This window comes from Paenibacillus sp. FSL R7-0198, from assembly GCF_038000415.1.
GTDB lineage: Bacteria > Bacillota > Bacilli > Paenibacillales > Paenibacillaceae > Paenibacillus.
This window is the reverse complement of the sequence record NZ_JBBOCB010000001.1, coordinates 4,795,848-4,808,018: the sequence shown is the minus strand read 5'-3', so window position 1 is coordinate 4,808,018 and position 12,171 is coordinate 4,795,848. Positions and strand designations below refer to the sequence as shown.

Below are 12,171 nucleotides of genomic sequence, written 5' to 3'. Positions count from 1 at the left end.
AGTATCATTATTTCATTTACCTGCTGCTTTTTTTAACTTGATAACTCCTTTTCAATATAGGGATGGTCAAGTAAAAGAAGAAGGCTTGGAGTTAGGTATTTAGTTTGATATTCATCCAACCGATTATTTACCGCCAACAGACCATTCTCCATTCTAAGTAGTTGAGTAGAGCCATTTTCTAGGAATAAAAGATTTCCACTAGTATTTCCTATAAGGTTTCCTATGATTTTAAATAAATGCTCAAGTCCTTCATAAAATGTATTATCAAATAACTGAACCCTAATGCACACATTAACATCTAAGTTGTAATAATTTCTAACAAAAGCTATGTCAGAAATATCTTCAATTTCAAGAGTCAACGTAAAAAAATTAGATCCAATTACTATTTCTTCATCGTTACTATTAAATGAAACTGATCCGTTAACAAATTCAATAGTATGTCTTTCTAACAGCTTCCCTAAATAATTAAGATCTAAATTAGCTCGTAGAAATAATTCGTAATCCATTTATTGATCCTCCTCTATTGGATGAGTAGAATCCTGTTGAATTATCTCCCTAAAAATCTTCTACATATCTTGATATTCTCTAGTTTCAATAAACCTTCTGTACTCTACTCGATCCCAAAAACCGTCTTCGTTATTAATTCTTAAAGTCCCATCAATTCTATAAAAACATTCATTATCATTAAGCAGAAACAAAAGGTTACTTTCCGTCGAATCGATTATTTCAAAGACAAGTACAAGAATGCGGATAATTGCCTCTATACTGTCCCAGTCATTATCTATTCGGAAATTTAAACTCTGATTATATTTAAAATCATTGGCAAGAAACTCTGAATCGTAACCAAATGGACTAGCTGAAGTATCAATTAAAGCAATTGAAAATCCAACTTCATTTACTGTTTCATCAATTTTAAATCCTTTGTCTAATTGAATTACTTCATCACAAATAATATTGATCTTAGTTAAGATCTCAATCAGAGTTTCTTTTGTCAACACAACTTCTTCACATTTCAAGGAGCAGTCAGTTGCCAATTAATCTCCTCCTACTATTACATACAAACCTCTACTATAATTTGGTAGGAGTGCTGTTTGTATGAATACAATTACATTAAATATGATCTACAGATTATTAATATCAATCGGATCTTTCTCCACAAATTTTTCATACCAATTGTTTAGTGGGAAATGTGAGACTTGTATAATTTCTAGAGAGAGTGGTTTGATGGTAAAAGAGCCGCCCCTTTCAAAAAGTTTAATTAACGGTTCATAAATGTCTAGATATTGACTAATGCCCGTGTTATTCTCTGCGTACTTCGCCAACTGTAAATAGTATTCAAATATTCTTTTCACATAGGAGTTTTGATTCAAATACGCAACAGCCTCTGAACTACAATAAGCTGAAATATCTAATTCCTCTCCCTGATCTCCTAGCAGTTTCGCCACATTTGTAAATGCAGGTGGCATAGGCTTCAGCTGCTCCGATTTATAAAACTGAGCCATTCTTCTGAGGAATTCATATCCGAGTTTAGTATCCTCCTCAGAGATAACAGTACCTACTAAGGCCCAATTTATATTATTTAGTTTAATTACTGCATTTTCCAATAACATTCTGTTTCACCTCAACATTTAGTAATCAATCTTATCATCGTAGTACTTACCAAAATCCTTACTAGGATCGTAACCTGGAAAAGGCGGAGGATTGGGAGCTGTTACAGCAGCTTTATCATGAGCATTTTTCTCTGTATCTATTTTAAATGTCTCTAATTCCGCGCTCCAAGTCGTCCGATCCCTCAGGGGCATTCCTTCACTCATTAACTCTTTTTCTCTCAATTCATGATTCGCTAATGTCTTAAACCAATCCTTCTCAGCTTCATTAAGATCACCGTTTTGAGCTTTCTTCCAAGCATATGCTATATCCCCGTCGGCTTGAAAGTAGTTTTCTTTATACGGTTTACCTTCTATGGACAAATTATAAGTGCTCAAGAATAGATGTCTTTTCATGTTAGTAACTTGCTCTTCTGTCAGCCCTGTATTTTTAGCAACAATAGGTACATCCTCAATTCCTTTTGTTCTAATTTCAATATAATTTCTTTCAAGATACGCCTGAAATCCATCTTTAGGAGGTGTAATATATTTCTTCATTTCTCCGGGGTCTGTAATAAACGTAAATTCTTTATTATGTGAGCCATTCTCCCCATGCCCCGACTTACCTCCACCCGATCCACCCAGATCGGTATGCTTATCATCCATTGAACGAAAGGCTTTGCCAAACAAAACGTACGCCAAAGCCTGACCTGTCATCGCTCCACCGTAATACCCTGCTCCACTCTCATCGATCTGCTTCTTCTGCTCTTCTACAAATTGTTCTATATCAGACCGCGCCGTTCCCGTGCCCCAGGCGGTGTCCCATGCAAACTGAATACCACGCCCAACGTCTACAACTTTGCCCACTGTCATGGCATATGCCACGCTGCTTAATGTACTGAATGGGTTCTCGAAGAAAGCTTCTGCCGTCTGGCCCATTCCCGTGATTGTTTCTCCTATGGATTTATCGAGCAGCCCTACAGCGAAATTTCGCTTTAGTTCCTCTGGAATGTACAGCGCAACCTCGCCTGAGCCGTCCGTTGTTTTGAAGTTCTTCGCGATAAACGTAAACTCTTTCTGGATTTCGTCCAACAGCCCGATTGTAGTCGGGAACACTTCTTTCACCTGCATAAAATCCCAGAAGAAACGCTCTCCTGTCACACCCGACCACTCGGATTGCAACATATAAATTGATTTCTCCAGTTCCCAGACCATTCGCTCCAGTTCCTGTTTCTTCTGCTGGACCAACCGGGCCTTTTCCTCCAATAGATCGGGATGTACCTCAATTCGCTGCATTTCCATATCACCCGCCAACCTGACCGTAGTTTATGTACCTAAATTTTAACAAGTTAGAAGGAGGATTGGAATCAAACGGAAGGATCATTTCTTCAGAGGTTATCCGGTAGTTGGGCAACATCCTTGGGTAACTATTTTTGCACATTAATGCATGGATGAATGCCGTTGAGCCGACTGGGTAACTTGTACAAAAAGAACGACTTCTATCACAGATAGAAGTCGCACAAGATAACGATACAGTAGGATTAAATCTTTTTAAGACACTACAAATTGTACAACAATTGGAGTTCCATCATTTAATGCATCTCCACCGGGAATTGTAATTGTAGTCGTCGTAGCCGAGGACGTATCTGCTGTCTGCATAAGGCCATTAATATAAAGATTGTAGTAGTTGTAGGTGCCTGGAAATGCGGTTGCAGCTACACCAGCGTCGTTTGTAAAGGCAGTCGCAGCAATGGCAAACGTTGCCCCAGTGCCGGTCCCATCACCAATGGTTGCAGCAAATCTCAAACTGTTCTGAAATGGTGTCACAAGTGGCATGTTTCTCACCTCCTACCTAACATAGTATATGTGGTAGGTTTGGGAGTAGTGAAGGCAAAGGAACCAGCAAATAAAACCAATTTTAACCATTTATTATATTGGCTGTTATTATAATTATCTCTATAGTGATAGGTGTCCCTGCAAAGATCACACCGTTTTGTGACGAAAAAAACAAACTCTCAGCACTTAGATCGTATGAGTTTCCTTGTTGGACGATCCCGTTGATATATAGATTGTTAAAACTGTTAAGTCCAATTCCGGCAAATTCGGTTATGCTGCCGCCATCGTCATTTGTGAATGCTGTGGCAGGAATTGTAACTGAGGCCGACAAATCCAGATCGGTGTCCGGAAAATAGAAATAACGGTTTGCCGTAGGAATGATTTCAATTCCGGGTACGGTGCCCGGTGGACCTTGCTCACCTGGGGGACCCGTTGGTCCTTGGACTCCTGGAGTTCCCGGTTGACCCGGCTCACCCTGCGGACCTGCGGGGCCCTGCGCTCCGGGAATTCCCGGTTGTCCCGGCTCACCCTGAGGGCCTGCGGGACCCTGTGCTCCGGGAAGCCCCGTTTGTCCCGGCTCACCCTGAGGGCCAGCGGGACCCTGCGCTCCGGGAACTCCCGATTGACCCGGCTCACCTTGAGGGCCTGCGGGCCCCTGTGCTCCGGGGAGCCCCGGTTGACCCGGCCCTCCTTGAGGACCAACTGGACCCTGCACTCCGGGAAGCCCCGGTTGACCCGGCTCACCGTGAGATCCGGCGGGACCCTGCGCTCCGGGAACCTCTTGTTGACCCGGCCCGCCGTGAGGGCCTGCGGGGCCTTGGGCACCTGCCACACCTTGCGTTCCAGGGAGACTCACCGTCTCCAATTCATGTTGTCTCAACGGAGCGAGCAGGGGGGCGGGCTCACAACATACCGGGTTGCTACCCATCCCTCTCGGTAATGAAATGACTTTTTTGTCACGGGCCATTTTCTGTGATCTTAATGGACGCTTCAGTGAGCAGCGTTTTCTCCGATAAGACCTACGGATAATATGGCATTTCTTTCGTTTTACCAAGTGTTTTTTTCTGCATTTCGACGTAGAACGACTGGGCCTTAATTTGTTGAGGGTGGCTGTCCTCTTGTTCAGATACTTCAAAATGGTCATCTCCTTAGGCCGATGCACATAGTGTGTATGCCCTATACTATGTCCTTAGCACATTCGGAGAGTGTGCGAATAACTATGAGGGAAGCCCAATAAAAAAGACAAGAGTCTTGCTATAGTTGTCCTTTGTCTTGCCAGCATGGCTTCATTGTCTCCCCAGTAGGACCTCACAGATCACATTTTATGTTTAACTCAGCGATCCATCGGGATCAGACTTCTTTTTAGTAGACTCTTACATCTTCTTAAAATGCTGAACGATCTCTTCCGGTTTCTGCGTCTCCAATGTGATCTGGCCTTTCTCGAATAGGATCATGTACGGATATGATTTCAGACCGAAAATCTTCTCATAATTAAACTTAATTTCATCACGGACATTATAAAAGGTTACGTTAGTTATTGGGCCTTCTGCCCTCAAATTCTCGTTATTCACTTCATTTAATTGCGTCTGTAATTCAACAATAAATGGCCGCTCCGAAGGTCGGTCGGTGAATACAATGAGTGATGCATCATTTCTTTGATTTTGCGTTAGATAATCAATAGCTTTCTCTCTATTGTTCAGACCACACCCTGTCACTAAAAGTATCAAAATACATAACACCCAAAGCCTCTTCATTTATATCACCACCCAAAATATGATATAATTGGTTATTAACCACTAAATTCACTTCATTAAAATCTTTTCGCTGAAAGGAAGATACACATTGAACAAAAGGAATATTATCATCTTTATCATGATTACTCTTATCATATTGATACTTCAACTTGTGCTTTATTTTTCTGTAACTAATAAAGAAGAATCCGCACTTCCCGATTCAAACATCCCATTTCAAACCAAAACAACAGAGACAACATTACTACATCACGACTATAACGAATGAGGTTCGTACTCTTCCGGAGTAGTTGGGTAAAGCCCGTTCAGATTTGGCAAGACAACACGATATCATCATCCATTTGAACTGGACCTAAAGAAAGTTCATTCATGACTTTCGTGAGTTACTCTTGTTAGTTATTTACACTATTACTCTACTCTCAAAGCCAAGTTCCTTGGCACATAAATACTCCTGTTCATAACTTCCTCTACCTTCTTCTCATTAGATGTCGATCCAACTGAGCTCTAAAGTATAATAAATGACATACTACTATATACACCTCTCGTTTTACAGGAGCAAATGATCCAATTCGAAGGAGGTTTATCCATGCAATTAGAACGACTTGACCATCTCGTGTTGACCGTAGAGAATCTGGAAGCAACCATTTCACTCTATACCAACATATTAGGCATGAAGGTAGTTGAATTCGGTCAAGGCCGAAAAGCATTACAGTTTGGACAGCAGAAGATCAATTTGCATGAACAGGGAAAAGAATTTGAACCGAAAGCTCACACCCCTACACCGGGTTCGGCAGATCTTTGTTTTCTGGTCAGCACACCGTTGGAAGAAGTGATTCTCCATCTCACGCAACATCATACGAAGATCGAAGAAGGTCCGGTGGAACGCACGGGAGCACTGGGTCCCATTCGTTCGGTGTATGTACGTGATCCTGACGGAAACCTGATTGAATTGTCCAATGCTGTGTACGGATAACCCCATTACTCCCCATCTTTTAAAATGCACAAAAAACCTGCACATCCTCAGCTTCGCAGGTTTTTTTGGATCTATTAAATTCATTAAGAGTTTGCATGTGGATACATCCCATTTAAAGCTTAGGCATCCAGAAGGGGTTCTCTTCCTTCTCACACCCTGTTAACACGTAAAAAATATGTCCCTGCTCACTCTTCATTGCCCTGATCCCTTTGCAGGTGTCGGTCTTCATTCCCTGTTTGGAGCCATAGGCATCCCTTGAGTTATCGTAAGTCGATTGAATAGCTGTACCATCATAGATCAATTCCTGGATAATGGGCCCACCTTCAATGGTATACATCGTCACACGAACCTGATCCTGCTGTTTTTTCTTCACATTTTTCATAAATGTGTCCCACTTATCCCCGTTCCGCATCCCTCCATGAAGCACAACCACATCCCCGCTTTGCTCCGCTTGCTCTGGATTATGGGGCTCAATAATTTCTGGGAATGATTTCGTCATTACTGGAAAATCCACTTTCTGATCATTTGCCTCACATGCTGTTAACACTATTAAAACTAACAAAACCGTAAGCAGCACTCTCTTCATCTAATCACCTCATCTTTATGACGCTAAAGACTACGTGCAGGTTACCTAATTTCTGTTAGGAAGACTGCAATAATACCTAACCCTCTTCAATATAAAGGAAATTTTATCACTTGTATGTAACTTCATCCCTTCATAGAGCGTTTAGAAAGAAAGGCAACATTCATGCCCAACTCATCCGAAAACGAGGCGATATCATGCAATCGGTAAACTCATCCGATCACATAGCAAAAGAAAAACGCTCCACTTCACGCTTGAATAATCGATCCAAGAGTAACGGTAAAAAGACTCGTCGATTCACCATTGCAATAGCTACAACATTAGTTGCGTCAAGCCTGATGATGGAGCTAGCTGCTGTGCTAACGACTCATGCAGCCACTAACATGTCCCCCTCCACTAGTAACACCTCTGTTCAACCGACTTCATCAAGCAGTGTAGAGAAGAAACTTTACTATACCGCTGTACAGGGTGCTTATTATTACACAGTCGCATTGAGAAGTGACGGTTCTGTATGGGCCTGGGGCCGTAATCTCTGGGGAGAACTTGGTGTGAGCGACAACGTTCGATATCGTCATACATTTAGTCCGATTCGTATTCCCAAACTATCCAATGTAACAGTTATTTCATCCTCCGGTGGTGGGAACAACGCAGCCATTCAAGCAGATGGAACCATCTGGGAGTGGGGTAACGGCAACATGCCACGTCAAGTGCCTAATATTACCTCTGCCACGAATGTTAGCATAGGGGCTTTCTCAACCATCGCCCTTCTCCAGGATGGAACCGTTCGGTCTTGGCAAAACCCGCCTCAAGCCGTAGCCCTGGAACAGACACGTAAGCTACAGACGATCAGTGGGTTAAAAGATATCATTCAAGTTGAATCCGCTGGCCTGCACGGCTATGCTCTGAAGAAAGATGGCTCCGTATGGACATGGAACGAGCCAAACGAACCCGGTAAAGCTCCTTCCAAACCAACCAAATTAAAAGATTTGGACAACATATCTTCGATCACCGGTGCAGATGCATCTCTACTTGCATTGGATAAGAAGGGAAAGGCTTGGCAGCTAGACCTGGAGGGCAAAGTCACCCCCTTTCATCACGAGCTCAAAGTGAAGAAGATGGATGCCAATACAAGTTATACGTTGTTACTTACGACTTCTGGTCAGGTGTATAGCTATGGAAGGACAGTGACCGGCAAAGAAGGAAAAGTAAACCATTTGTCTGGCATTACCGATGTTTCAGCGGGATATCACCATAGTCTTGCATTATCCTCCGAAGGGACTGTCTGGGGCTGGGGAAGTGATAAATATCAGGAAGCGGGAGCACCTGCAACATCTTCTGGAGGCATGGTCTACAGGCCGGTTCAGGCCAAGCTCGGCACAGATGTTTATCTGAATGGTGAGCTGTTCCAGTCGATGTATCCCGCGGTGGAAACGCCCAAGACCGTACAATTACCAATCAAAGCAATCGCCGCAGTACTCGGAGCAAAATTTGAGGTTCATAAGGCAGAAGGTAGCCTGAGTTACTATACGTTAAATTATAACAATCGAACAATTACGATCTACCCTAACGAAGCACATTATCAAATAACTTCCATGGATGAGTCTGGAGAGCAACTCATAGAGCTATCTGAACCCATCAATAACTACTCAGGAGCAACCACTGTACCTTTTGAAGTATTGCGTAGTTTGGGTTTGAACGTGTCCTGGGATCCAGAGAAGGCCAGGCTATCCATTGATGATGTGGACAAGTAAAAGTCAGGGCTCTAAACGAACGCTTTTACAACATCTGAATCCCCTTAACATATAAAAAATCCTCTTCAAGTAAACGGCTTGTTCGTAACGAACATCGTTTATTTGAAGAGGATTAATCTGTTTAACAACACACCGCTCAACGGAGCGATGGAGGATATTATTTTATTCCAAGTATGGTCTTATTTCTCGAATCGGAACCAGCCGAAGTCAAACTGACTGCCTGGCAGGAAGATAAAGCTTACTTTCTGCTCACCTGTCACCTGCTCAAGCTCAAACACCCGCTCCTCATATCCACCTGACTGGGTGAACTCAACCAGCTGGTTGCTCTGTCCGTCCGCACCTGCGAAGCGAATATGAATCGTATTTTTATCAATCGGTGAATGACCGTAGATCACGAGCTTGGATGTGCCTTCTGCCGTAAAGTCCATGTTTTCAAACTCCAGCGACACGTTGTTCCCGATGCCTTCAACACGATCATCTTCAATTTTGAACGTATCTCCATAGAGATGGTCACAGGATGCAGCCGCATTCTGTTCAAAAGCACGACTCTGACGCTCGAAGGAGAAGCCTTTAATATGAATCTTCTGTTTCAGTACAAAACAGATCGACGTGATCCCGCTAAGGCGTCTGGACAATTGGTACGTCTCTTCCTGGTATACATTCCAGATGGACTCTTTGTCATACACCACATCCGCGATCATCGTGCTTCCCTCTTCATCCGGCATACCTTCCCAGATCTGAATGAAGTACGCCTCACTAGATAGCGTGAAAATAGGAATCGTTATGGTATCGGAGCCGTACGGTCCGAAGTCAATATTACGGAAGCCTACGTGCGTCTCCCCGTCCCGACTTGTCGCTACCCCACGCTCATTACCGTTACCAACTTCACCTTTGGTGTAATCGTACAGTCCGCCCGTGATGAAGCCGTATGGATCTTTGTACGCTGTGCCGAGACCGTCCGCCTTGAATTCCAGCTGGGAGATGAGTTTCGTTTTATCCGTACCGTTGGTACTGGTTGCGCGAAGTCGGAACTCCCCGTCACCTATAGCCGATACCTTCACCGCATGTTGATGCTCGCCGTTGTCGCCCGTTTCCGCTTGAACGGCTTCTACTTTGGCTATGTTGGACTCAATCCCCGCATCATTCACAACAGCCCATTCGATGTCCCGGTAGGAGGTGTTCTCCGGATATAGCTTGGCGGTTACAATTAACTCCGGGTTGGACGGATCGAGCAACTGTCCTGCAGTACTGATGATCTCGATTTTGCGCAAAGGAATCTCCTGAGCGTTCCCAGTAAGCACCGGACGTTCTTCATTGTTCATGAAGACAGGTTGTACTTGTTTCTCATCAACCAGTTCCGCATCCACAATACGCGATTCAAACTCAGCTACAGCCCCTTCCAACCCTACAGAAGAAACTTCAATCCGTATTGTTCCAGCTTCATTTGTTGCTCCGATGATCGCCATCAGTTTGCCGCTGAATAGTCTTCTGCTCAATCCTTTGTATGGATCATAGTCCGTGCTATCTCCGTTATCCAGACCCAGCAATCGACCTGCACCAGTCACCTGAACTTGCACGCGGTTGTTCGCATTGTGCACCGGATTACCCGCTTCATCTTCCACATCAATTTCTACAAAAATCAGGTCTGTGCCATTCGCTTGCAACTGTTCCCGATCCGCTTGCAGACGGATTTTCTTCGCATCGGTATAGGATCTTTGCACATCGGTTGCAATGATCTGACCGTTCTCATCGTAAGCGATCGCTTTCAGCTCACCCTCTTCGTACGGCACTTTCCACCAGCCTGACAACTGTGTTCCATTGGCGTGATCGATATCGTACGTGCCAATGGTTTTGCCGTTGAGTTGCAGTTCAATCTTCGGCGCGTTGCTGCACACGCGTACATCAATAATCTGACCCGGGCTGAAATCCCAATAAGGGAACAGGTGAACCATCGGACTTTTCTTATAATCCGTCCAAGCCGCTTGGTAAATGTAATAAGAGTCTTTCGGGAACGTTGCGGTATCCAGCTGTCCAAAATACGAATTCTTCGTATGATACGGTGTCGGTTCTCCAATATAATCGAATCCAGTCCATAGGAATTGACCCAGCGAATAAGGTGTATCCCGCTCTGCCAGAATGCAGTATTCTGCCGACTTCGCGCCCCAGCTCGTCGTACTATTACCCAAAGCCGAGCACTGCTCGTCATCATCTGCCAGAATTGGCTGTTCGAACGGGAAGTGATAGATGCCACGACTCTGCACCACCGAAGACGTCTCACTACCATAGATGATCCAGTCTGGATGTTCTTCATGATGTTTGTCGTAGTATTTTTCCGCGTAGTTGTAACCTGCCAGCTTCACGATATCCGCGCATTTTTGTGCATTTTCCCATGGCATGTAGTTCGAACCAATCGTCACGCCAGCATTACCTTTTGGATCAAATTCCAGCACATAATCCATCAGCATCCGAGTGACTTCCTGTCCACGCTCATCCGCATGGGTATCGTAAATTTCGTTCCCGATACTCCACATGATCAGACTGGCATGGTTACGGTCACGCTTCACCCAACTCTTCACATCGGTGTGCACCCACTCCGGGAAAAATCTCGCATAGTCATATGGCGTTTTGGCACGTTCCCACATATCGAAGGCTTCAGACACAACCAGCATACCCATCTCATCCGCGAGTTCCATGAACTCTTTGGCAGGCATATTATGCGCGGTACGGATGGCGTTAACACCCATTTCTTTGAGCAAAACGAATCTTCTACGCAATGCCGTCAGGTTAAATGCCGCTCCCAGCGCCCCGAGATCGTGGTGTTCGCACACGCCGTTCAGCTTCGTGTGGACTCCATTCAGATAGAAACCTTCACTAGGATCCAGCTTAACGTCCTTAAATCCAATACGTTGGGTTACAGTTTCAATGATCTCCTCACTCTGATCATCCGAGATCAGTCTCAGTTCGGTGACCAGTTCATACAGATGCGGTGCATCCGGGCTCCACAGGTTTGGACTCTCCACAATAATCTGTTGGCTATCTGCCAATGCCACCGCATTCTCACCCACCGAAGTCGTAACATTCGCTTGGCTGGATGCCACCACCTGACCTTCATACAAGATCGTATGCACCAACTCTGCTTGCTGATTCTGATCCAGGTTCAGCTCCGTATCCACTTCCACCTGCCAGCCATCCGTCTGTTGCTTGATGGATACATAAGTCCCATCCGTAACAATATGGTTGCGGTCTCTCGTCTTCAGCCACACATGGCGATAGATTCCGGCCCCGGAATACCATCTGCTGTTCGGACTCTGATGTACCACTTTGACCACAATTTCATTGTCGCCTTCCACCAGTGCATTCGTGATCTCATGTTCAAAAGCAGAATAGCCATACTTCCACTCTCCAACCAGCTGCCCGTTCACATACACCGAAGAATCCATGTATACGCCATCAAAACAAAGCAAAAGCTGCTGCTCATCCTTCGTATAATGGAACGTCTTGCGGTACCATCCAATGCTGTCTTCATACAGTTCAAGCGTATTATATATCAGCCAATCATGGGGAAGCTCCACAGGTTCATACACCAGACCCGCAGGTTCCGTAACATCCAGCTTACTTTTCGCAAATTGCCATCCATCATTAAAAAGTCTCTTCTGATTCATGGTAGATTCTCACTTTCTTGAAGTAAATT

At 44.4% G+C, this 12,171-nt stretch carries 12 protein-coding genes; 2 read left to right on the top strand and 10 right to left on the bottom strand.

What is annotated here, in order from left to right; genetic code table 11:
- Nucleotides 1-32: 32 nt before the first annotated feature.
- The 8 genes from MKY87_RS20810 to MKY87_RS20775 all read right to left on the bottom strand — a co-directional run bounded on the left by MKY87_RS20810 (nucleotide 33) and on the right by MKY87_RS20775 (nucleotide 5,324).
- Nucleotides 33-506 carry a hypothetical protein gene (locus MKY87_RS20810; RefSeq protein ID WP_340965977.1) on the bottom strand — a complete coding sequence of 158 codons (474 nt, stop codon included), beginning with the start codon at nucleotides 504-506 and terminating at the stop codon, nucleotides 33-35.
- A gap of 60 nt (nucleotides 507-566) precedes the next feature.
- Nucleotides 567-1,034, bottom strand: a complete 468-nt coding sequence (locus MKY87_RS20805; RefSeq protein ID WP_340965976.1) for a SitI3 family protein — start codon at nucleotides 1,032-1,034, stop codon at nucleotides 567-569.
- Nucleotides 1,035-1,121: 87 nt separating this feature from the next.
- Nucleotides 1,122-1,610, bottom strand: coding sequence for a hypothetical protein (locus MKY87_RS20800; protein WP_340965975.1), 489 nt, complete (start codon nucleotides 1,608-1,610; stop codon nucleotides 1,122-1,124).
- 18 nt (nucleotides 1,611-1,628) lie between these two features.
- Nucleotides 1,629-2,882 (bottom strand): WXG100 family type VII secretion target, encoded by a 1,254-nt coding sequence (locus MKY87_RS20795; RefSeq protein WP_340965973.1) that lies wholly within the window; start codon nucleotides 2,880-2,882, stop codon nucleotides 1,629-1,631.
- Nucleotides 2,883-3,137: 255 nt separating this feature from the next.
- Entirely contained in the window at nucleotides 3,138-3,422 is a 285-nt protein-coding gene (locus tag MKY87_RS20790; RefSeq protein WP_091034485.1) for a DUF4183 domain-containing protein, read from the bottom strand.
- An 82-nt stretch (nucleotides 3,423-3,504) separates the two neighbouring features.
- On the bottom strand, nucleotides 3,505-4,389 hold the full coding sequence (locus MKY87_RS20785) for a DUF4183 domain-containing protein (protein ID WP_340965972.1): 885 nt from the start codon (nucleotides 4,387-4,389) through the stop codon (nucleotides 3,505-3,507).
- Nucleotides 4,390-4,795: 406 nt separating this feature from the next.
- Nucleotides 4,796-5,149: a hypothetical protein gene (locus MKY87_RS20780; RefSeq protein WP_340965971.1), complete on the bottom strand. Its 354-nt coding sequence runs from the start codon at nucleotides 5,147-5,149 to the stop codon at nucleotides 4,796-4,798.
- Nucleotides 5,112-5,324: a hypothetical protein gene (locus tag MKY87_RS20775; protein WP_340965970.1), complete on the bottom strand. Its 213-nt coding sequence runs from the start codon at nucleotides 5,322-5,324 to the stop codon at nucleotides 5,112-5,114. The genes MKY87_RS20780 and MKY87_RS20775 overlap by 38 nt, the downstream gene beginning before the upstream one ends.
- Nucleotides 5,325-5,759: 435 nt before the next feature.
- On the opposite strand from MKY87_RS20775, the gene MKY87_RS20770 reads away from it, so the two are divergent.
- Nucleotides 5,760-6,146, top strand: a complete 387-nt coding sequence (locus MKY87_RS20770; RefSeq protein ID WP_340965968.1) for a VOC family protein — start codon at nucleotides 5,760-5,762, stop codon at nucleotides 6,144-6,146.
- Between the two features lie 112 nt (nucleotides 6,147-6,258).
- Here MKY87_RS20770 and MKY87_RS20765 read toward each other — a convergent pair whose 3' ends face one another.
- Nucleotides 6,259-6,645: a DUF4362 domain-containing protein gene (locus MKY87_RS20765; protein ID WP_340965967.1), complete on the bottom strand. Its 387-nt coding sequence runs from the start codon at nucleotides 6,643-6,645 to the stop codon at nucleotides 6,259-6,261.
- 281 nt (nucleotides 6,646-6,926) lie between these two features.
- Between MKY87_RS20765 and MKY87_RS20760 the strand changes: the two genes are divergently transcribed.
- On the top strand, nucleotides 6,927-8,480 hold the full coding sequence (locus MKY87_RS20760) for a stalk domain-containing protein (RefSeq protein ID WP_340965966.1): 1,554 nt from the start codon (nucleotides 6,927-6,929) through the stop codon (nucleotides 8,478-8,480).
- A 179-nt stretch (nucleotides 8,481-8,659) separates the two neighbouring features.
- Here MKY87_RS20760 and MKY87_RS20755 read toward each other — a convergent pair whose 3' ends face one another.
- Nucleotides 8,660-12,142, bottom strand: coding sequence for a glycoside hydrolase family 2 TIM barrel-domain containing protein (locus MKY87_RS20755; RefSeq protein WP_340965965.1), 3,483 nt, complete (start codon nucleotides 12,140-12,142; stop codon nucleotides 8,660-8,662).
- Between the last annotated feature and the right edge of the window lie 29 nt (nucleotides 12,143-12,171).